Genomic DNA, 20443 nt, shown 5'->3' on the forward strand with positions numbered 1-20443 from the left:
CACGTCCCCGCCAAGTATACGGGGGCGTATAAATGGCTCTATGCTCGATCTATACGCCACCGTATAGATACCTGCATGGAGAGGGGCCTGCTCATGCGACTTCCCCGAACCGCCCACACCGACCGCCCCTGGCGGATCCACGAGATCGCCGGCGACTTCACGGTTGAGGACGTGTGGGCACTGTCCACCCCCGGCGGACCCGACGACCTGGTGTGGCTGGTACGCCAGATCGCCGAAGGAATCCGCGGCGGGGTGAGCGGAGAAGGTGCCGTCTCCCGCGTGCTTTTCGCCGTCCGCTGGAAGCTCGGGGCGCTGCTCGGCTGGGACAAGTCCGGTACCGGCATCGGCACCCGGCTGCCCTCCCTGCACGACCGCTTGCCGAAGGACCTTCGGGAGGGCCCCCAGGGTCCCGACCTCGGCTCGTCCCCGTTCACCTCCCTCTATCTGAGGGACGACGAGTGGGCCGCCGAGATGGGCAACAAGACCGTGCACGCAGTGATGCACATCGCCTGGGTCCCGGACGGGTCCGGCGGCTACCGCGGCCAGATGGCCGTCCTGGTGAAGCCGAACGGGTTTTTCGGAACCCTCTATATGGCCGCGATCAAGCCTTTCCGGTACGTCGGGGTGTACCCGGCACTGATGCGCTCCATCGCCCGCCAGTGGCAGGCGAACGCCGCCAGGCGGGGCGCGCGCTGACGCGATGCCACCGTGGCCTGTTCGGCGGGTCCGCACGGCACTTCCCACTGCATTCGCCACGGCTCCACCGCCAAGCACAGCAGAGTGCGAACACCCTCTGCAGTCCGCACGATCGCCGCTTCGGGTAACGATCCACGGCATCGCCCGAGAGCAAAGGGAACGCCAGCCCCCGCACCACCGGCGTGCGCAAGCTTCGCCATGCCGTTGCGCAGCGCTCGGCCGACTGGTGCCGCATCAGCCAACCCTTGCTCTGCTGAGGCCGGGCTGGTCACGCCTGGGATGATTTTCGCTACGAATCCACCACGAGGGGGTCCAGTGGAGATCATCGAGCACGCGATCAATGCGCACTGCGAGGGTGTGATGGTGGAGCCCCTCGGGGGCAGCACGGTGGGCGTGCTGGTGCTGGCCGGTTCGAGCGGTCGGATCGAAACCGACCGCTGCCGCCTGCTCGCGCGCACCGGGATGACTGCGCTGTCGATCCGGTGGTTCGGCGGCGAAGGCCAACCCGCGGGAATCTGCGAGATTCCACTGGAGACCTTCAGCACCGCAATCGATCTGCTGCGGGCCGAGGGAGCGGAGAGGATAGGCGTGCTCGGGTTGTCCAAGGGCGCCGAAGCCGCCCTGCTCCTCGCCATCCGCGATCCGCGTGTTGACGCGGTGGTCGCGTTGTCGCCCACCTCCGTTGTCTGGGCGAACGTCGGCCCCGGTACCGACGGGAGGACCTACCCCTATCGCTCGTCGTGGACGTGGCGGGAGGAGCCTGTCCCGTTCGTCCCCTACGACGACAGCTGGGCTCCTACGGAAGCGGAAGGGGAGCCCACTGCCTGCCGAACGCTCTACGAACGCAGTCGGCAGACCTTTGACGAGGCGGCCAGGCAGGCCGTGATCCCGATCGAGCAGTCCACCGCTGAGATTCTGCTCGTGGCGGGTGGTGACGATGAAATGTGGCCGTCGTTGGTGTTCGCCCAGGAGTTGGCGTCACGCTGCGCTTCGGCGGGACGCACCGCCAAGGTCATCAGCACGGCCGACGCCGGGCATCGCCCGCGGTTGCCGGGAGAAGGACCGGCCGCCTCGTCCCACCGGTTCCGCTATGGCGGTACTGCCGAGGCCGACGCTGATCTCGGCGCGAAGGCATGGCCTGACATCGTGGGCGTGCTCGCAGGGCCTGTGGCCTTGGGGAGCTGATCAGGCCGGCGACCAGGAAGTCGGCCAGCTCGGCCAGGCTCCAGGTCGAGAAGGGCAGGCCGCGCTCGGCCGACTTGGACTTGGCGTGCTTCTTGATCTCCCGGCGTTCCGGGAGGGTGAACGTCCTCGGCCGGCCGCCCTTCGATGACCTGCGCAGCTCTCGGCTCTGACTCTCGACTCCGGCTCTCGGCTCTGGTTCGGGTGAGGTCTTTGATCCAGATCGCCGAGGCACGCAGGCGAAGAGCGGCGAGGTGGCTTTCCGGGGGCTTGTCGTGGCACAAGCCGACGCACGAGTTGCTTCCTCGTCATAAACCGTCAGTTCAGGGGCCGTTCGGTCCCGCCCTTGGCGCGATGCGATGTTCAAATGTCTGATGTTTGTATATGGTGCTGCCATGAAGCGCATCACTACACCGCGCAGGACGGCGAGTCTGTCCGCACAGCTCGTGGACAGTCTCCGCTCGCACATCGAGGCAGGCGGATGGCCGGTGGGAACGCGGATTCCGCCGGAGCAGGCTCTCATCGAGGAGCTCGGGGTCGGGCGCAGCACGCTGCGGGAGGCGCTCGGGGCGCTCGCGCACCTGGGTCTGCTGGAAGCTCGGATCGGGGACGGCACCTACGTCCGCTCGTCGAGTGAGCTTCAGTCGGTCATGGTGCGGCGAGCAAGTTCCGCGCAGCGGGAGAACGTCCTCGAACTCCGCACCGTCCTTGAGGAGTACGCCTCGGGGGCCGCCGCCCTGCGTCGCGACGAGGACCAACTGCACCAGCTGCGGGAGCTGCTGGCCGACGCCGACACGGCCGCTGCGGGTGGGGACATGTCGTTGGCCGGGAGCGTCGACGCACTGTTCCACCGGGCCGTTGTGAGGGCGAGCAAGAACGACCTGCTGGTCGAGGTGTACGACTACCTCGGTACGGCTCTCACCTCCTCCTTGGGCGGCCTGCCCTGGGACGCGGCCGACGCCGAGGAGCACGCCGGCCTGCACAGGCGGCTCGTCGACGCGATCGAGGCCCAGGACGAGAGCGGCGCCCGCGACGCGGCGGCCGCGATCGTCCAGCTCACCCGCGACCATGAGAAAGAGTGAAGTCCCTCCCCCACTTGAACGGGCCCTCAAGGCCACTAAGGAGAAGACTCATGCCCAGCTCGCAGCCCCCAACTGACGAGTTCAGCGCACGTACCGCTCAGCGCAGCGCGCACCTGTACGCGACAGACCCGCAGTTCTGCGACGCCACACCCCTGAGCGCCGTCACCGAGGCGATCCGGCGGCCGGAACTGCCGCTCGCCGACCTCATCGCCACGGTGATGGAGGGGTACGCGGACCGACCCGCTCTGGGTGAGCGCGCCACCGAGCCGGTCACCGACCCGGATACGGGCCGCACCACGCTGCGCCTCCTGGAGCGGTTCGACACGATCACCTACGGCGAACTGTGGGAACGTGTCGGCGCGGTGGCCTCCGAGTGGCGGCATCACCCCGACCACGCCGTGGGCCCGGGCGACTTCGTCGTGGTTCTCGGTCCCACCAGCGCCGACCACACCGTGGTCGATCTGGCGTGCGTCCGTTCCGGCGCGGTGTGCGTCCCTCTCCAGGCCGGTGCCTCTGCGGGGGAGCTCGTCCCCATCGTCGCGCAGACCGGACCGCGCCTGCTCGCGGTGGACGTCGCCCACCTCGAAGTCGCGCTCCAGGTCGCGGCGCAGGTGCCGACGCTGGGGCGGATCGTCGTGTTCGGCCACCGCCCCGAGGTCACCGCTCACCAGGAGAAGGTGGACTCCGCGTGCGGTCGACTCACGGCGCAAGGCCGGGGAGTCACCCTGGACACGCTGGCGTCCGTCATCGAGCGAGGAAGGACCCTGCCGCCGGTTTCCCGGAGCCCCGAGCGGTCGACGGCCGACGCGCTCAGCACGCTGATCTACACCTCGGGAAGCACGGGCACCCCCAAGGGCGCCATGTACACCGAGCGTCTTGTCAGGCAGTTCTGGGTCGACTTCGTGCCGGACCAGGAGATGCGGCCGGCCATCGTGCTCAACTACATGCCCCTGAGCCACATGGTGGGGCGGGGCGTACTGTTCGGCACACTCGCCAAGGGGGGCACCGCCTACTTCGTGGCGTCGAGCGACTTATCGACCCTCTTGGAGGATCTCTCACTGGTCCGCCCCACTGAGTTCCTCATGGTGCCCCGCATCTGCGACATGCTCTTCCAGCGCTACCAGCGTGAGTTGACCCGCCGGCACGAGGAGGGAGGCGATGCGGCCGAGCAGGCGGACCGCGTGAAGGAGGAACTGCGGGAGAAGGTCCTGGGCGGCCGCCTGCTGTGGGCGGTCAACGCCTCGGCCCCGCTGAGCGCGGAGATGACGGCGTTCGTCGAGAGCTGCCTGCACGTCAGGATGCTCGACGGTTACGGGTCGACGGAAGCCGGACTCGTCTCCCTCGACGGCCGGGTGCTGCGCCCGCCGGTCACCGACCACAAACTGGCGGACGTGCCCGAACTGGGCTACTTCCGTACCGACTCGCCGCACCCCAGGGGCGAACTGCTGATCAAGTCCGACCGACTCGTCGCCGGCTACTTCCAACGGCCGGATGCCACCGCCCAGGTCTTCGACGAGGACGGTTTCTACCGCACGGGCGACATCATGGCCCGTACAGGTCCCGACGAGCTGGTGTACGTCGACCGCCGTTCCCATGTCCTCAAGCTGTCCCAGGGCGAGTTCGTGGCCGCGTCCCGTCTGGAAGCCCTCTTCACCAGCAGTCCGCTGGTCCGGCAGATCTTCGTGTACGGCAACAGTGCCCGGGCCTACCTCCTCGCGGTCGTAGTGCCCACTCAGGAGGCGCTCGACCGCGTCGGCGAGGACCCCCGGCACCTCAGGTCGATGCTGCGCGAGTCCCTGCACCGCCTCGCCACCGATGCGGGCCTCAACTCCTATGAGATCCCACGGGACTTCGTTGTCGAGAGCGAGCCCTTCAGCCAGCACAACGGGTTGCTCTCCGGAATGCGCAAGCTGCTGCGCCCTGCGCTGACGAAGCGCTACGGCGAGCGTCTCGAAGCGCTGTACACCGAGCTGACCGAGCGCGAGACCGACGAACTCCAGGCGCTGCGCCGGGCCGACCCGGCCCGGCCGGTACCGGAAACCGTGCTCCGGGCCGCCCAAGCACTTCTCGGACACCAGCAGGGCGACCTGAAGCCCGGCACACGCTTCCTCGAACTCGGTGGCGACAGCCTGTCCGCGCTGTCGTTCTCCCAGCTGCTGAAGGAGATCTTCCACGTCGACGTCCCGGTCGACGTCGTCATCAACCCGGTCAACACGCTCCAGCGGGTGGCTGATCACATCGAGCAGGCCCTGGCATCGGGACACCGGCGACCGACCGCCGACAGCGTCCACGGACCGAGCGCGACACGGCTCATGGCGAGCGACCTGACGCTGGACGCGTTCCTCGACACACAGACCCTGGCGAGGGACAACACCCCGACCGGTCCACTGCCGAAGGCACGCACCATCCTGCTGACCGGCGCCAACGGCTACCTGGGCCGCTTCCTGTGCCTCGAATGGCTGGAGCGCGTCGCGGAGCGCGGCGGCACACTGGTGTGCGTGGTCCGTGGCAGCACCGCCGAGCTGGCCCGGACACGGCTCGATGCGGCCTTCGACAGCGGCGACCCGGAACTCCTCCAGCGCTACCACGACCTGGCCGGCGAGCACCTGGAGGTGGTCGCCGGCGACATCGGGGAGGCCGACTTCGGGCTCGACAAGGAGACCTGGCAGCGGCTGGCCGACACCGTGGACCTGATCGTTCACCCGGCGGCGCTGGTCAACCATGTCCTGCCCTACGACCAGCTGTTCGGCCCCAACGTGCTGGGGACAGCCGAACTGATCCGGCTCGCGGTCACCTCCCGGATCAAGCAGTTCACCTACCTGTCGACGGTCGCCGTCGCCTTCGGGTCCGAGGCCGCGGCCGACGAGGCGGCGGACATCCGCACGGCCTGCCGGGCGCGCGACCTCGACAGCGGATACGCCGACGGCTACGCGGCCAGCAAGTGGGCGGGCGAGGTACTGCTGCGCGAGGCACACGACACGTTCGGCCTGCCGGTCGCCGTGTTCCGCTCCAACCTGATCCTCGCGCATCCGCGCTACCGGGGACAGCTGAACATCCCGGACGTGTTCACCCGCCTCTTGCTGAGCCTGCTGGCGACAGGAATCGCCCCCGGCAGCTTCTACGCCCCGGGCGCCGGTGACGGCAACGGGCACTACGACGGACTCCCCGTGGACTTCACCGCGCAGGCCGTCACCGCGCTGGGCGACGACACACGGGAGGGGTACCGGACCTTCAACGTCGTCAACCCCCACGAGGACGGAGTTTCGCTCGACACCTTCGTCGACTGGCTGGTGGCGGCCGGACACCCCCTGGCACGCATTCACGATTACGACGAGTGGCTCGACCGCTTCGAGACCACCCTGCGCGCGCTGCCCGACCGCCAGAGGCAGCATTCGCTGCTCCCCCTGCTGCACGCCTTCGCGAGGCCGGCGGAGCCTCTGCCCGGGTCCGCCCTGCCGGCGGAGCAATTCCGCGCGGCAGTGCGGGCAGCCGCCCTCAACAAGGAGAACGACATCCCGCATCTGTCCCAGGACCTGATCACCAAGTACGTGGCGGACCTCCGGTCACAGCACCTGCTGTGACCGACCACGCGGACGATCACCGCACGGAACACCACCTCGGGCACGCCCCACCCAGGACGCTCAAGGGGTCTTCGAACGCCGCGCGGGCCTCGCATCGTTTGGCGAAGGGCATAGAGGCGCCCCGCGCCGGGAACCCCTCACTTCCGGACCTTCCCGAACCCCCACCGACACAAGGAGCAGCCATGGCGGGCCAGTTCCAGGCGATCAGCACCGTCGACTACCACACCGGCGGCGAACCGTTCCGGATCGTCCCCGAACCGCCAGTCGCTATCGAAGGGGCCGTCGTCGCCGAACGCCGCATGTTCGCCATCAGCGACCCCAAGGTGGACAACCTGCGCAAGCTGCTGTGCTTCGAGCCTCGCGGGCACGCCGACATGTACGGCGGCTTCATCACCCCGCCCGACGACGAAGGCGCCGACTTCGGCGTGCTGTTCTGGCACAAGGACGGCTTTTCGACGGCCTGCGGCCACGGCTCCATCGCGCTCGCCGTCTGGGCCGTGCAGACCGGCCGCGTCGCCCCCGACCCCTCCGGCTCCACCACGGTCGTCATCGACGTCCCCTCGGGCCGGGTCACCCTGCGCGTGCACACGGCCGGCGAGCGGATCACCGGCGTCGACTTCGTCAATGTCCCCAGCTACCGGCTTGCCGAACACGTCACCGTCAAGACCGCACGCGGGGACGTCACCGTCGACATCGGCTACGGCGGCGCCATCTACGCCCACCTCAACGCAGCCAGTGTCGGACTGGCCGTCACACCCGAGCACTACCGCGATCTCATCGCGATCGGGCGTGAGGTGAAGTGGGCGCTGAACGACAGCGAGCACGCCCGTCACCCCGTCGACGACCGCCTCAGCGGCATCTACGGCACCATCCTGTACGACGACCTGGGCACCGACGAGGACGGCAATCCGCACCAGCGCAACGTCACCGTCTTCGCCGACGGCCAGGTCGACCGCTCGCCGTGCGGCTCCGGTACCTGTTCACGCGTCGCCGTGCTCGCGGCGACCGGTCACCTGCGGCCGGGCCAGACCCTCGTCCACGACTCGATCGTCGGTTCCCGCTTCCACTCCCGGATCGTGGCGGAGTCGACCAGCGACGGCTATCCCGCAGTCGTTCCAGAGGTCACGGGGACGGCGTACCGCACCAGCGAACAACGCTTCGAGCTCGATCCTGCGGACGAGCTCGGCACCGGCTTCGTGTTGCGGTGACGGTCGCGCCGACCGACGGAGTGCGCGCGTGGACGGCCAGGACGAGGCCGAGAGTGTCGGTGATCAAGTGCCGCTTGCGTCCTTTTGTCTTCTTGCCGGCGCCGATGCCCTGGCTGGCCTCGGGGACGTTTGTCGAGGTCTTCACGCTCTGCGCGTCCACCACGGCCGCGGTCGGCTCAGTGTTGCGGCAAGGGGCTTCGCCCGCCAGGCGGTGAAGACCGGCTCGATCAGAGCTCAGCGCGGCGCGCAGCAGGACCTCCCCCTCTCGCCGCTCGAAGTGCCGCAGGTCGCCCCGGGGGTCGGCCAAGGTGATCCGCTGCCCCTGCAAGTCGGCGATCTGCTCGGCGGGCAGGAACACCTCGCGTCCGCCCACGCGCGCCACCACCCCGGTGACCTGCGGTTAGCCCCGGCCGCGCAGCCGGACGGTGACGTCGGAGAGACGGCCGACCACCTCGCCGTCGCTGCCTACCAGCGGCCGGCGAAGAAGACCAGTCAGATGCGCGACACGCTCCGCATCAACCAACCCAGGCACAACGTGCCCGACCGGAACCCTCGCATCTGCGGCGTTGGTGGCGGTATCGCGGTGGGCGGGCGCGGCCGGTTCCCTCGTGTGGCAATCCTCACAGACCCTTGCTCGATTGCACGATCATGCAACTATTGCGGTGTCCATCGCGTCCCACACGTCATCGACACATCAATTGCCGGATGAACCGACCAGACGGACTGGGCACATGCAAGAACAGCAAGCCGGAGCGACGGACAGCGGCCGGGTACGGCGGCAAGATCAGCAGCCCGCGCACCCCTCTTGGGAAGCGTCGTCGCCCGCCACGGTGTACCGCGCTTCTCCGGCGGGGAGAAGGGGCAGGCGCTCCGGCCGCCGAAGGGGTCCGGCGGCGCTGGCCCTCGGAGCCGTACTCATACTCGCCGCCCTCGGGGTCGTCTGGTGGCTGACCCGGCCGCCCGCACTGCCCACCATTCCCCCTCGGTATCTGGCGACCATTCAGTCCGCCACCAAGACCTGCCCGGAGCTGAGCGTTCCGATGCTCGCCGCGCAGCTCGACGCGGAGAGCCACTGGGATCCGCGGGCGGATTCCGGCCAGGCCCAGGGCATCGCGCAGTTCCATCCGTCGACCTGGGTGGAGTGGGGCAAGGACTACACCGGCGACGGCAAGGCCGACGTGTGGAACCCGGCCGACGCCATCCCGGCCCAGGGCGCCTACATGTGCCACCTGTTCAAGCAGGTCAAGGGCGTCCCCGGAAACCCGACCCAGCTCGCTCTCGCCGCGTACAACGCGGGCCCCGGCGCAGTGCTCAAGGCCCGGGGCATCCCGCAGATCCCCGAGACGCAGAACTACGTCAACCGGATCGAGGCGCTGATCCCGAAGTACACCCAGACCTACGCCAAGCAGATCAGCGCTTCGCCCAGCCCTCCGGGCAACTGACGACCACTACCCCCCTTTGATGTCGCAGCTGAGCCGAGACGATCTTGGTGGGGCAGGTCTGATCGCGGCCTCGGAGCTGTCCTGGACAGCTCCGTTCACCGGTCACAGCCCGGGTCCACCGCGGCGAGTGTGCTGCCGGCGGGCCGTTTGCGCGGCGGTGCCAGGGATAGGGTATTTGCATGGGAGCGCAAGTTGAGGCGTGGGATGCGGCTGGGGCCGAGCGGGCGATCGCGGTGCTGAAGGCGGTGGCCGATCCGACGCGGTACCGGCTGTTGTGGGCGCTGAGCCGGCAGGAGTTCCCGGTCGGCAGCTTGGCGGAGATGGTGGGCGCGCACGTGGCCGCGGTCTCCCAGCACCTGGCGAAGCTCCGCACGGCGGGGCTGGTGGTCACCCGGCGGGAGGGCACGCGGATCTACTACCGGGTGGCCGGCCCGCATGTGCGAGGGCTGCTGGAGGAGGCGTCGCTGGTGGCGTCGGCGGCGCCGTCGGAGGGCGCCGGGCCCGTGAGCGGGCAGGAGGCGATGGCCGCGGTGGCGCAGGAACAGCCGGCGCGGGTGACTGGCCGCCGGGTGCGGGCCCGGCGGCCCGCGACGGCGGAGTAGCGGCCGCGGCAGCGGCTCACAGCGGGATGCCGGCTTCGTCGAGGCGGTACTCCTGGGGATCGGCGTCGTAGGAGTAGAGCTCGGCGTAGCGGCCCCAGTCGGTGGCGGTGTCCAGCTGCTGTTCGATCTGTTCGCTGGTGTAGTGGTGGGCGAGCAGGTCGCGGAAGAAGCCGGCGCGCAGGGTGCGGTTCGGGTTCTGCCGAAGGCTGGTGGTGATCAGTTTGACCAGGGGGATCTCCAGGGCCGCGGGGGCGAAGATCGCCTTGGACTGCTGGACGTCGGCGTCGGCGAAGGCGGTGCCGCGTTCGGTGAGGACGAGGTCGTCCTGGCTGATCTTGGCCAGGCCGAGAAGGTCGAGGGCGTCGACGATGGGCAGGATGTCGTCGATCTCCAGGCCGAGTTCTTCGGCGAGGTCGGCGAGGTCGCAGCGGCCGCCTCGGTGGTCGACCATTTCGGCGAGGCCGGAGAGGGCGTCGACACTGGTGGTGGGCAGCGGGGTGTTGGCGTAGGTGCGCTTTTCGCGTTCCATGGCCTCGGTGCGGCCGGAGAGGCGGGTTTCCTTGGTGCGGCCGGTCATGGTGCGGTAGACGCGGTCGATGAGGTCCTCGAAGGCGGCCGCGTCGCGGTCGCGGGGGCGGTCGAGGGCGACGTCGAACGTTTCGCGGATGGTGCCGGGGCGTGAGCCGAGGACGACGATGCGGTCGGCCATCAGGACGGCCTCTTCGATGTTGTGGGTGACCAGGACGATGGCGCGGGTGGGGAACTGGCCCGATTCCCACAGTTCCAGCAGTTCGCCGCGGAGGTTCTCGGCGGTGAGGACGTCGAGGGCGGAGAAGGGCTCGTCCATCATCAGCACGTCGGGCTCGACGACGAGGGCGCGGGCGAAGCCGACGCGCTGGCGCATGCCGCCGGAGAGTTCCTTGGGGTAGGCGGATTCGAAGCCGTCGAGGCCGATGAGGTCGATGGCTTGGAGGGCGGCCTCGGCGCGTTGCTCGGTGGGGACGCCGCGGGCTTCGAGGCCGATTTCGACGTTCTGCTGGACGGTGAGCCAGGGCAGCAGGGCGAAGGTCTGGAAGACCATGGCGGTGCCGGGGTTGGCGCCGGTCAGCGGGGTGCCGCGGTAGGCCACGGTGCCGCTGCTGGGCGGGATGAGACCGGCCAGGCAGCGCAGCAGGGTGGATTTGCCGGAGCCGGACTTGCCGAGCAGGGCGACGATCTCCCCGGCGCGGACGGTGAGGTCGATGCCCGAGAGGACCGGGAGTTCGCCGTCGGCGCCGGCGTAGGACTTGGTCAGGGCCTCGGCGGACAGCAGGACGGCGCCGTCGGCCGGACGGGTCCGGTGCGTCGGCGGGGTGCCGGCGGTCCGGCGGGTGCGGAGGTTGCGGAGGGCACTGAGGACCATGGGGGCTCCAAAGCTGTCGGGCAGCGGGTCAGGCCGCGTAGCGGGTTTCGGCCAGGCGGTACAGACGGCGCCAGAAGAGGCGGTTGAGGCCGACGACGTACAGGCTCATCACGGCGACGCCGGCGATGAGGTGTGGGAAGTCGCCGTGGGCGGTGGCGCGGGAGATGTAGGCGCCCAGGCCGGTGGCGGTGAGGGTGGTGGCGCCGAAGGGGACGATCTCGGCGACGATCGAGGCGTTCCAGGCGCCGCCCGAGGCGGTGATGCCGCCGGTGACGTACGAGGGGAAGATGCCGGGGAGGATCAGCCGCCGCCAGCGTTGCCAGCCGTGGATGCCCAGGTCGTCCATGGCTTCGCGGAGGTCGGACGGGATGGACATGGCACCGGCGATGGTGTTGAACAGGATGTACCACTGGGCGCCCAGTGCCATCAGCAGGACGCCGCCGACGTCGAGGGACAGGCCGGTCTTGAGGAAGAACCAGACGGCGAGCGGGAAGAGGAAGTTCGCCGGGAAGCTCGCCAGGATCTGGACCAACGGCTGGGCGATGCGCGTCAGTTTCGGGGAGAAGCCGATCCGGACCCCGATGGGGACCCAGACCAGGGTGGCCCCGACAACCACCACGACCACCCGGGCGAGGGTCGCCAGGCCAAGCAGCAGGGGCTCGCCGAAGACGCCGAGCCCGGTGCGGTCGTGCAGGTAACCGAAGAGGTCGATCAGGCCCCAGAGGATCATGCCGCCGGCCACGACGGCGAAGGTGATGTCTCCGGTGCGCTGTCGGCGTCGGTCGGTGAGCAGCGGTCGGTCGTCGGTGCCGAAGATCCGGCCCGCTCGGGCCAGTCCCCGTCCCACGGGCCGCAGCAGGCGTCCGGCCAGTTCGGGCCAGTGGGAGCGGCGCAGGAAGTCCAGGACGTAGGAGCGCTGGACCTCGCTCGCCTCGGACTGCTCGTTCTTGAACTTCTCCACCCAGGCCGTCAGCGGGCGCCAGAAGAGGAAGTTCACGCCGATGACCATGACGGCCATGGCGACGATCGCCCAGCCCACCTTGCCCAGGTCGCCGTCGGCGATGGCGGCACCGGCGTAGGAGCCGACGCCGGGCAGGGCGTAGTCGCGGTTGTTGACGCTGATGGCCTCGGAGGCGACGAGGAAGAACCAGCCGCCGCCGAAGCTCATCATGCCGTTCCAGACCAGCCCGATCGCCCCTGCCGGCAGTTCCACCTTCCAAAAGCGCATCCAGTGGGTGAAGCGGAACGAGCGGGAGAGTTCGTCCAGTTCGCGTGGGAGGGAGGTGAGGGAGTGGTAGAAGCCGAAGGTCATGTTCCACGCCTGTGAGGTGAAGATCGCGAAGATCGAGGCGCACTCCAGGCCCAGCATCGAGCCGGGGAACAGGGCGATGAACCCGGTCACCGCGACGGTGAGGAAGCCCAGCACCGGCACGGACTGGAGGATGTCCAGAGCCGGGATGAGGATCCGCTCCAGGCGGCGGCTGCGGGCAGCGGCGTAGGCGTAGACGAAGGTGAAGACCGTCGAGGCCGCGAGCGCGACGAACATCCGCAGCAGGCTGCGTGCGGCGTCGTAGGGCAGTTGGCCGGGGTCGGTGTCGACGTGGACGTTCTGGCCGGTGGCGAAGCGGACCGTGGTGCCCTGGCCCACCCGCAAGGTGGCGTACAGCAGGACCAGCACGGCGGCGGCGACCACCACGTCCACCCAGCCCATCCGGGACATCCGGCCGGCGACCCGGGAGGGCAGGGAGGCCCGCACGACCTCCGGGCGGGTGGGGAACGACGACATCACATCAACCTCCGACCACACTGTGGCCCCGATGCCGCCCGCACCGCGACCGTGGCGGACATCCGTGACGCGGGTGCGGGGCGGTTTTCCGGCCCGGCGTGGGAGAAATTCAGACAAGGGAAGAACGCCTGCCGCGGGGGCCTGTCACGGCTCGTGCGGCGGGATCGAGGCGAACGGGCAAGGCACTGCGGGCGTGGCCACGGCTGCCGGGTGGACACCGGAAGAAGGCGGCGGACGCGTCAGTGGCTGCCGGTGAGGCAGCGGGGACTGAGGGGGTCTTGACCCATGGCTGCCTCCGTTCCGTGATGCGGTTCCACGGCGCCCGCGGGATGCCGCATCCGAAGTGCGGTGGGGCGTGCGCCGCGAGCAGTCTGCCGGTTATTGCATCCATACGCAAATAAATGCGGCGCCGACATGGCCGCACCCTTGGGGCGAATTACACATACCCGCACATATACAGAGAAGTGCAGGCCAAAGCCCTGCGAGTGCAAGGCGGATGCCCTCGCATCCATCGACCGCCAGGCGCCAGGCTTACTTGCGTCGATGTGCAAATAGGTGCAGACTCTGAGGCGTTTGAAGAAGGCACCTCGTTCGGTGAGGCGTCTGCAACGGACACAGGCCACTGACCCCACGACGTCGAGAGACGCCCAGGGTCAGGACAGGTCTCCCCGGCCCAAGGGGTGACCCCAAGTGGCTTCCCCCACAGGGGATTACGCCGTGCAGTGCCAAAGCTCTGACGAGATGGGGTGAACCGGCCCGGGAGGCCGGTCCGCTCCTTGCCGAGTCGTACGGCGCCCCCGCGCGCCCCGGCCGGGAGGAGGCGAGAGACATGGACCGCGGTCCTCATAGTCCGGGCCACAGTTGGCCCCACCTCCGTCTGCGCTCGCTCCGTCCCGGCATGCGGTAACCGCCCTCTGCGCGCTCCTCGCGCCCCTGCCCCGGTACCCGTGCGGCCTGCCGCCGCCGCGGGTCGTCGGCCTGCGCGCCGAGGGCAACGGGTTGCCCACGCATGCCCAAAACCTCCCCCCTCGGGGGAACGGGAGGCCCTGCCATGACCGAAACCACGCTCACCAATCCGACCGCTCCGGCACCGCGCGCCGCCGTCCTCGACGACGCCCACGTCGGCGACATCCGCGGTGCCCTCGGCACCATCAAGCAAGGCGACACCGCCCCGCGCCACGGCCTGTCCGCGAAGCTCAAGACCCTGCTCGCGATCATCGGTCCCGGCCTGATCGTGATGGTCGGCGACAACGACGCCGGTGCCTTCGGCACCTACACCCAGGCCGGCCAGAACTACGGCACCCGCCTGCTGTGGACCCTGCTGCTGCTCGTCCCGGTCCTCTACGTCAACCAGGAGATGGTGCTCCGACTGGGCGCCGTGACAGGGGTGGGGCACGCCCGGCTCATCCTGGAGCGGTTCGGGAAGTTCTGGGGCGCGTTCTCGGTCATCGACCTGTTCCTGCTCAACGCGCTGACCATCGTCACCGAGTTCATAGGCGTGACCCTCGCCGTCGGCTACCTCGGACTGCCGAAGACCGCCAGCGTGCTGGTCGCCGCCGCGGTGGTGATCGTCGCCGCCTCCACCGGGTCCTTCCGCCGCTTCGAGCGCACCGCGGTCCTGCTGTGCCTGGGGTCGCTGCTGCTGATCCCGATCTACTTCATCGCCCACCCCGCCACCTCACAGATGGCGCACGACTTCGTCGTCCCCGGCCTGCCGGCCCACTCCCAACTCTCCGACGTCATGCTGCTGATCATCGCGATCGTCGGCACCACCGTCGCGCCCTGGCAGCTCTTCTTCCAGCAGTCCTACGTCATCGACAAGCGCATCACCCCGCGCTTCATGCGCTACGAGAAGGCCGACCTGTGGATCGGCATCGTCATCGTGGTCATCGGCGCGGCGGCGATGATGGGCTTCACCGCGGTCGCGTTCGCCGGTACCGGCGGCTTCGGGAAGTTCGACGACGCGGCGGGCGTCGCACACGGCCTGGAGGCGTACGCGGGCAAGACCGCCGGCGTGCTCTTCGCCATCGCGCTGCTCGACGCCTCGATCATCGGCGCCTCGGCGGTGTCACTGTCCACCGCCTACGCGCTCGGCGACGTCCTGGGCCTCAAGCACTCCCTGCACCGCGGCATCAAGGGCGCCAAGGGCTTCTACGCCGTCTTCGCCGGCCTCATCCTCACCGCCGCGATCATCGTGATCATCCCCGGCTCCCCACTGGGCCTGCTCACCGAAGGCGTCCAGACCCTCGCCGGCGTCCTGCTGCCCTCCGCCTCGGTCTTCCTGCTCCTGCTGTGCAACGACCGTGCCGTACTGGGCCCGTGGGTCAACGGCAAGGCCATGAACGCCTTCACCTCCTTCGTGGTCGCCGTCCTGGTCACCCTCTCCGTCATCCTGACCGCCGCCGTCCTCTTCCCCGACCTCACCTCCGCCGCGATCCTGGAGATCATGGCGATCTGCGGCGTCGCCGGCCTACTGGCCCTCGGCTACGCGGAACTGCGTCGTCGACGCAAGGGCTGGAGCCGCAGCGGCCGCCCGATCGACCGCACGGGCAAGGAAACCTGGCGGATGCCCCCGCTGGACCAACTGCCGGCCCCCGTCCTGTCCACCGGCCGCAAGATCGGCCTGACCGCCCTGCGCACCTACCTGCTGGTCGCAATGGTCCTGGTGATCGTCCGCATCGTCCAACTCGCCATGGGCGCCTGACCGCCCACCCGATCAGGTGGCGGCGGGACCTCCCCGCCCGCCGCCACCAACGCCCCGTACGAAGGAGGGAGGGCCCATGCGCCTGCTCTCGTACCTCACCGGCACCCGGCCCACCACGCCACTCCGACGCCCCCGCGACGCCACCAGCCACCGCGCCGGCCCTTACGCCACCGGCCACATCTGCCCGCGGGTCCGTTTGACCCTGCACGACGGCACTGAGCGGGACTACCTCCTCGACGGCCCGAGCAGCTGCCCGCGGCCCCGGGGCCCGCACGCCACGTACGAACAGCGCGTACACCTCGCCTACGTCCTCGCCCGCCAGGGCCACGACACCTGCTGGCTCGCCCGTTTCGCCGACCTGCCGCTGCCCGCCGCCGAGCGCGTCACCGAGGCCGCCGCCAGGGCCGACCGCACCTGATACGGCCAAGTGCGCCGCACGGGGCCATCGGGTCCGGACCGGCGCGCAAGCCCGCACACCGCCGACGTGTTCGTCCACCCGCGGCCAGTCCGCCCGGATTGCCGCGCCACTCTACGGAGGTGACTCCCCCATGTCCGTCTTCAGCGCTGTCCACATCCGCCGCACCGCCACCGCCATTCACGGTCGGAACGCCGGCCGCAGCATCCTCGGCGCGCTCGCCATCGCGGCCCGCCGCATCGCCGACAGCCCCCTCGACAGCACCGTCCTGCACACGGTCCCCGGCCCGGCGCACGTGCCCGAGTCCACCACCGAGGAGCGCCCCGCCCGCCCGCACGCCCGCTGGCACGCCGTCCCGGACTCCCAGGGCCGTCGGCGCCTCGAAGCGCACTGGCACATAACTCCCTGACTCCCCGCACGGAAAGCAGCGGTCCGGCAGGCGTTTCCCGCCGGACCGCTTTGGCGCATCCGCGAGCGGCGCCCTCATCCCCTGCGCCTGACTGCACATCAGCTGACGGGACACCCAGGACACCGATTCGGCCACGTCGCCGGGCGGATACACCCCACCGAACAAGTGCCGGCCCCAGTTGGTAGGACCTTCACCGACCCCCGGATGAACAAGGCCGCATGGCGAGCGCCCGACAGCCGACCCCGTTTGACCTTGACACGGTGACAAGGTCTTCACTGCTTCCCAAGGAGGTGGTCCGATGACCATGACGAGACAGGACACGGATGCGATACGAGCGCTCCAGGGACTGGAGGACAGCAGTTCGTCCGTGCGACTGCAGGCTGCTCTGGCGGTCGGTACGGCGCCTGACCCGCGCTTCGTCGACAAGCTCATCGAGCGATGCGCGATCGAGCCGGAGTTCTTCGTCCGCGACATGCTGACCTGGGCCCTCGTCCGCCACCCGGTGTCCCTGACGCTCCCCCGACTGGTCCGTGAAGTCCGCTCGGGGCGTGCGCAGGCACGGAGCCAGGCGCTGCACACACTGTCCAAGATCGGGGACCGGCAGGCGTGGCCGGCGATCACACGGGCACTGTTGTCCGACGCCGACAACGAGGTGGCGCGGAGCGCCTGGCGGGCCGCGGTCGCACTCGTGCCGGAAGGTCAGGAGTCCCCCCTGGCCACGGCGCTGGCAACGCAGCTCGGGCGCGGTGAGCGGGAAACACAGCTGAGTCTCAGCCAGGCGCTGGTCGCGCTGGGTGAAGTGATCGTGCCGGTTCTGCACGCCGCGACGACGGCTGATGACCCGGGCGTGCGTGCGCACGCGCTCGCCACACAACGGCTGCTGCGCGACGCGAACGCCGGATTCGAATTGGCGATCGAGGAGGCCAAGCGCATCGTGGCCCTCGCCAGGGCCCCTCAGGACGGACAATAAGAACTGTGCTGATCGGTGAGGTGGCGAGACGGTCCGGGGTCAGTGCCCGCATGCTCCGGCATTACGAATCGCTCGGTCTGGTGCGGCCATCGGGCCGTACGGACTCCGGTTATCGGGAGTACTCCGCGAAGGACATCCGGCGGATCTTCCACATCGAGAGCCTGCGGTCGCTGGGTCTGTCGCTGCGCGAGATCGGGCGCGCGCTCGACGATCCCGGTTTCACGCCCTCGGCACTCGTCGGCGACCTCATCCGTCAGACACGCGACCGCATCGCGGCCGAGAACGAGCTGCTCACGCGGCTGCGCCGGATCGACGCCGCGGACCCCACCGGCTGGGAGGACGTCCTCCAGGTCGTTGCGCTCCTCCAGGCACTGGGGTCTCAGAGCGCCGACACCCGCCAGCGCGCGGCCCTCTCCTCGGCCGACGGAGTTGCGGTGCCGGTGGAGGCCCTGGTCGAGGCGGCACTGAGCGAGACGGAGCCGAACGTCGCCGGCGCCCTTCGATGGGCGCTGGCGCAGTCGGGCGACGGCGGCCCGGCACTGCTGGCGAAGGGCCTCGGCTCACCGGTGGCCGCGGTGCGGAGACGCGCCGTCCAGTCCCTCGCCGAGATGCCCGGTGGTGAGGCAACTGCGCACCTGCGGGACGCTCTCATGGACCCCGACGTCGGGGTCCGCGGGTATGCGGCTCTGGCGCTCGGGACACGTGGAGTGGCCGAAGCGGTCCCGACGCTCATCGACATGATCGTGGCGGGAAGGAACGACACCGATGCCGCCGACGCACTGAGCAAGCTGGCGAACGACACCGCGACGACCGATCAGATCGCGACCAGGCTCGTCGACCGCCTCGCCCACGACGCCACTGAAACGCCTGCACGCGGACGGCTGACCCAAGCACTGGCGGGCATTCCGGGGACGACGGCGTCATGTGCCCTCGTGGAGCTGTCGCATGACGAGGACCGGACTGTTGCGCTGACTGCCGCATACCTTCTTCAGCTCCGCGACGCACGGTGATGGATCTCTCCCCCTCCGCCCCGCACGAGGCCCGCGGGACGGAGGGGTCCCGGCCCTGTCGCCGTCCCCCGAAAGGGCCAGCGGACTCACTGATCGTTTCAGAATGCGGTGGGTAGCCGCCTCAAGCAGATGATGGCGCAGGCGAGTTGGCGGAGTCCCCGATGGAGGTCTGCGCGTATCTCGTAGCGGATGCGCAGGCGCTTGAACTGGTGCAGCCACGCAAAGGTTCTCTCTACCCCCCACCGGCCCAGAGAAGTCCCACGGGCTCTCTCCGCGCCTCCCGCGAACCAGCTTTGCGCTGGTCAGTGTGATGACGGAGGTGCTGCCCGCTACATGTTGATCATGTGGCCCGCGAGGCCGTGGACCGCTTCCTGGATCGCCTCGCCGAGGGTGGGGTGGCCGTGGACGTTGCGGGCCACCTCGTGGACGGTGAGGTCCCATTTCTGTGCGAGGGTCAGTTCCGGGAGGAGTTCGGTCGCTTCGGGGCCGATGAGGTGGGCGCCGATGATCTCCCCGTGCCGGGCATCGCTGATGATCTTGGCGAAGCCCGCGGTGTCGCCGATGCCGTGGGCCTTGGCGTTGGCGGTGAACGGGAACTTGGCCACCCGGACGTCGTAGCCCTGGTCGCGGGCCTGTGCCTCGGTCCAGCCGAAGCTGGCGATCTGCGGCTGGCAGAACGTCACCCGCGGGATCATCACGTAGTCGAGTTCCATGGTCTCCGCGCCTGCGATGGTCTCCGCGGCCACGATGCCCATCGCCTCGGCGGCGTGCGCCAGCATCAGTTTGGCGGTGACGTCGCCGATGGCGAAGATGTGCGGCACGCTCGTCCGGCACCGGCCGTCGATGTCGATGGCGCCGCGCTCGGTCAGTCTGACGCCGGTGTTCTCCAGTCCGAAGCCGGTGGTCCGCGGCTGGAAGCCGATGGCCTGGAGGACCTGGTCGGTCTCCAGGGTCTGGCGTTGGCCGCCGGTGGTGACCGTGACGCGCACCCGCTCCCCGGAGTCGTCGATCCCCTCGACGCGGGTGGAGGGCAGTACGTTGATGCCCAACTTGCGGTAGCGGCGGGCGAGTTCGGCGGAGACCTCGACGTCCTCCAGCGGTACGACGCGGTCCAGGAACTCCACGAGGGTGACTTCGACGCCGTAGTTGTGGAGGACGTAGGCGAACTCGACGCCGATGGCGCCCGCCCCGGCGATGACGATGCTGCGCGGCAGTTCGTCGGAGAGGATCTGCTCTTCGTAGGTCACCACCCGGCGGCTGAGTGAGGTGCCGGGCAGCAGGCGGGTGACCGAGCCGGTGGCGATGATCGCTTGGCCGAAGGAGAGGGTCTCGGTCCGGCCGTCGCCCAGGGTGACGTGGAGGGTGTGCGGGTCGATGAAGGCTCCGACGCCCTCGAACTGCTCGATCTTGTTCTTCTTCATCAGGAAGTGCACGCCCTTGGCGCGGCCGTCGGCCACCTTGCGGCTGCGCAGGTACGCCTCCCGGTAGTCGAAGGTGACCTGCCCGTCGACGTGCATCCCGAAGGTCTTCGCCTCCCGGCCCACGATGTGGGCGATCTCGGCGTTGCGGAGCAGGGCCTTCGAGGGGACGCAGCCGATGTTCAGGCAGACGCCGCCCCAGTACTTGGCCTCGACGATGGCCGTGCGCAGGCCGAGCTGGGCGGCCCGGATGGCCGCGACGTACCCTCCCGGGCCGGCGCCCAGGACCACCACGTCGAAGTGCGTGCTCATACCGTGCGCCCGCGTCGTTCGCCCCCGGAGGCGCCGGGCGTGCACCGTCCCGTGATTCGCTCGCTCATGCTCGGCAGCCTAAGCGGGGGTGGTCGAGGCCGCAGCGCGTCGCGGTCCAGGTGGGGGGCGGCCCGGTGCTCCACGGGAAGGGTGCGAGCGGTCGCGGACCGCATCCGCGGGGCCGGGCCGCCCCGACCCCTCGGGCGGTGCGGTAGTTGGCGGCC

16 protein-coding genes, 2 pseudogenes and 1 riboswitch are annotated in these 20443 nt (G+C 69.6%); of the genes and pseudogenes, 12 read left to right on the forward strand and 6 right to left on the reverse strand.

Going from position 1 to position 20443, the window contains the following annotated elements; genetic code table 11:
- The first annotated feature begins 93 nt into the window (after positions 1-93).
- Both CG747_RS34700 and CG747_RS34705 read left to right on the forward strand, forming a co-directional pair.
- Positions 94-696 carry a DUF2867 domain-containing protein gene (locus CG747_RS34700; protein ID WP_100605859.1) on the forward strand — a complete coding sequence of 201 codons (603 nt, stop codon included), beginning with the start codon at positions 94-96 and terminating at the stop codon, positions 694-696.
- 315 nt (positions 697-1011) lie between these two features.
- Positions 1012-1881: an acyl-CoA thioester hydrolase/BAAT C-terminal domain-containing protein gene (locus CG747_RS34705; protein WP_100605860.1), complete on the forward strand. Its 870-nt coding sequence runs from the start codon at positions 1012-1014 to the stop codon at positions 1879-1881.
- 3 nt (positions 1882-1884) lie between these two features.
- Here the strand turns inward: CG747_RS34705 and CG747_RS50795 are convergent.
- A pseudogene (locus tag CG747_RS50795) lies at positions 1885-2023 on the reverse strand (IS630 family transposase); the annotation flags it as partial.
- 250 nt (positions 2024-2273) lie between these two features.
- On the opposite strand from CG747_RS50795, the gene CG747_RS34710 reads away from it, so the two are divergent.
- From CG747_RS34710 to CG747_RS34720, 3 genes are all read left to right on the forward strand, one after another.
- Positions 2274-2960, forward strand: coding sequence for a FadR/GntR family transcriptional regulator (locus CG747_RS34710; RefSeq protein ID WP_100605861.1), 687 nt, complete (start codon positions 2274-2276; stop codon positions 2958-2960).
- Positions 2961-3010: 50 nt separating this feature from the next.
- The gene (car, locus tag CG747_RS34715; protein ID WP_100605862.1) at positions 3011-6541 is read left to right on the forward strand and encodes a carboxylic acid reductase; all 3531 of its coding nucleotides are present in this window, start codon (positions 3011-3013) and stop codon (positions 6539-6541) included.
- Between the two features lie 182 nt (positions 6542-6723).
- Positions 6724-7749, forward strand: coding sequence for a proline racemase family protein (locus CG747_RS34720; protein ID WP_100605863.1), 1026 nt, complete (start codon positions 6724-6726; stop codon positions 7747-7749).
- On the opposite strand, the gene CG747_RS51090 is transcribed toward CG747_RS34720, so the two are convergent.
- Positions 7664-8134 (reverse strand): transposase, encoded by a 471-nt coding sequence (locus CG747_RS51090; RefSeq protein WP_374701857.1) that lies wholly within the window; start codon positions 8132-8134, stop codon positions 7664-7666. The genes CG747_RS34720 and CG747_RS51090 overlap by 86 nt on opposite strands.
- Positions 8135-8480: 346 nt before the next feature.
- On the opposite strand from CG747_RS51090, the gene CG747_RS34735 reads away from it, so the two are divergent.
- Positions 8481-9191, forward strand: a complete 711-nt coding sequence (locus tag CG747_RS34735) for a lytic transglycosylase domain-containing protein (RefSeq protein WP_257980940.1) — start codon at positions 8481-8483, stop codon at positions 9189-9191.
- 179 nt (positions 9192-9370) lie between these two features.
- Positions 9371-9793 carry a metalloregulator ArsR/SmtB family transcription factor gene (locus CG747_RS34740; RefSeq protein ID WP_100605864.1) on the forward strand — a complete coding sequence of 141 codons (423 nt, stop codon included), beginning with the start codon at positions 9371-9373 and terminating at the stop codon, positions 9791-9793.
- Between the two features lie 16 nt (positions 9794-9809).
- On the opposite strand, the gene CG747_RS34745 is transcribed toward CG747_RS34740, so the two are convergent.
- Both CG747_RS34745 and CG747_RS34750 read right to left on the reverse strand, forming a co-directional pair.
- Positions 9810-11195 carry a nitrate/sulfonate/bicarbonate ABC transporter ATP-binding protein gene (locus CG747_RS34745; protein ID WP_100605865.1) on the reverse strand — a complete coding sequence of 462 codons (1386 nt, stop codon included), beginning with the start codon at positions 11193-11195 and terminating at the stop codon, positions 9810-9812.
- 28 nt (positions 11196-11223) lie between these two features.
- Positions 11224-12981, reverse strand: a complete 1758-nt coding sequence (locus CG747_RS34750) for an ABC transporter permease subunit (RefSeq protein ID WP_100605866.1) — start codon at positions 12979-12981, stop codon at positions 11224-11226.
- Positions 12982-13560: 579 nt separating this feature from the next.
- Positions 13561-13734, forward strand: a riboswitch (M-box (ykoK) riboswitch).
- A gap of 298 nt (positions 13735-14032) precedes the next feature.
- Here CG747_RS34750 and CG747_RS34755 point away from each other — a divergent pair.
- From CG747_RS34755 to CG747_RS34775, 5 genes are all read left to right on the forward strand, one after another.
- Positions 14033-15685: an NRAMP family divalent metal transporter gene (locus CG747_RS34755; protein ID WP_100605867.1), complete on the forward strand. Its 1653-nt coding sequence runs from the start codon at positions 14033-14035 to the stop codon at positions 15683-15685.
- A 76-nt stretch (positions 15686-15761) separates the two neighbouring features.
- On the forward strand, positions 15762-16103 hold the full coding sequence (locus tag CG747_RS34760) for a hypothetical protein (RefSeq protein WP_257980941.1): 342 nt from the start codon (positions 15762-15764) through the stop codon (positions 16101-16103).
- Between the two features lie 130 nt (positions 16104-16233).
- On the forward strand, positions 16234-16509 hold the full coding sequence (locus tag CG747_RS34765) for a hypothetical protein (RefSeq protein WP_100605868.1): 276 nt from the start codon (positions 16234-16236) through the stop codon (positions 16507-16509).
- 298 nt (positions 16510-16807) lie between these two features.
- Positions 16808-17479: a HEAT repeat domain-containing protein gene (locus CG747_RS34770; RefSeq protein ID WP_100605869.1), complete on the forward strand. Its 672-nt coding sequence runs from the start codon at positions 16808-16810 to the stop codon at positions 17477-17479.
- 5 nt (positions 17480-17484) lie between these two features.
- Positions 17485-18489, forward strand: coding sequence for a MerR family transcriptional regulator (locus CG747_RS34775; protein WP_100605870.1), 1005 nt, complete (start codon positions 17485-17487; stop codon positions 18487-18489).
- A 98-nt stretch (positions 18490-18587) separates the two neighbouring features.
- Here CG747_RS34775 and CG747_RS34780 read toward each other — a convergent pair.
- Positions 18588-18755, reverse strand: a pseudogene (locus tag CG747_RS34780) (transposase); the annotation flags it as partial.
- Between the two features lie 63 nt (positions 18756-18818).
- Complete coding sequence (gene lpdA / locus CG747_RS34785) at positions 18819-20219, reverse strand: dihydrolipoyl dehydrogenase (RefSeq protein ID WP_100605871.1); 1401 nt, start codon at positions 20217-20219, stop codon at positions 18819-18821.
- Positions 20220-20443 lie beyond the last annotated feature (224 nt).

Source organism: Streptomyces sp. CB02959 (assembly GCF_002803155.1).
Classification (GTDB): domain Bacteria; phylum Actinomycetota; class Actinomycetes; order Streptomycetales; family Streptomycetaceae; genus Streptomyces.

Excerpts from the sequence above, each read along its gene's own strand:
- CG747_RS34700 (WP_100605859.1), top strand. The coding sequence starts at position 94 with ATGCGACTTCCCCGAACCGCCCACACCGACCGCCCCTGGCGGATCCAC.
- CG747_RS34710 (WP_100605861.1), top strand. The coding sequence starts at position 2,274 with ATGAAGCGCATCACTACACCGCGCAGGACGGCGAGTCTGTCCGCACAG.
- car (WP_100605862.1), top strand. The coding sequence starts at position 3,011 with ATGCCCAGCTCGCAGCCCCCAACTGACGAGTTCAGCGCACGTACCGCT.
- CG747_RS34720 (WP_100605863.1), top strand. The coding sequence starts at position 6,724 with ATGGCGGGCCAGTTCCAGGCGATCAGCACCGTCGACTACCACACCGGC.
- CG747_RS34735 (WP_257980940.1), top strand. The coding sequence starts at position 8,481 with ATGCAAGAACAGCAAGCCGGAGCGACGGACAGCGGCCGGGTACGGCGG.
- CG747_RS34740 (WP_100605864.1), top strand. The coding sequence starts at position 9,371 with ATGGGAGCGCAAGTTGAGGCGTGGGATGCGGCTGGGGCCGAGCGGGCG.
- CG747_RS34745 (WP_100605865.1), bottom strand. The coding sequence starts at position 11,195 with ATGGTCCTCAGTGCCCTCCGCAACCTCCGCACCCGCCGGACCGCCGGC.
- CG747_RS34750 (WP_100605866.1), bottom strand. The coding sequence starts at position 12,981 with ATGTCGTCGTTCCCCACCCGCCCGGAGGTCGTGCGGGCCTCCCTGCCC.
- CG747_RS34755 (WP_100605867.1), top strand. The coding sequence starts at position 14,033 with ATGACCGAAACCACGCTCACCAATCCGACCGCTCCGGCACCGCGCGCC.
- CG747_RS34760 (WP_257980941.1), top strand. The coding sequence starts at position 15,762 with ATGCGCCTGCTCTCGTACCTCACCGGCACCCGGCCCACCACGCCACTC.
- CG747_RS34765 (WP_100605868.1), top strand. The coding sequence starts at position 16,234 with ATGTCCGTCTTCAGCGCTGTCCACATCCGCCGCACCGCCACCGCCATT.
- CG747_RS34770 (WP_100605869.1), top strand. The coding sequence starts at position 16,808 with ATGACCATGACGAGACAGGACACGGATGCGATACGAGCGCTCCAGGGA.
- lpdA (WP_100605871.1), bottom strand. The coding sequence starts at position 20,219 with ATGAGCACGCACTTCGACGTGGTGGTCCTGGGCGCCGGCCCGGGAGGG.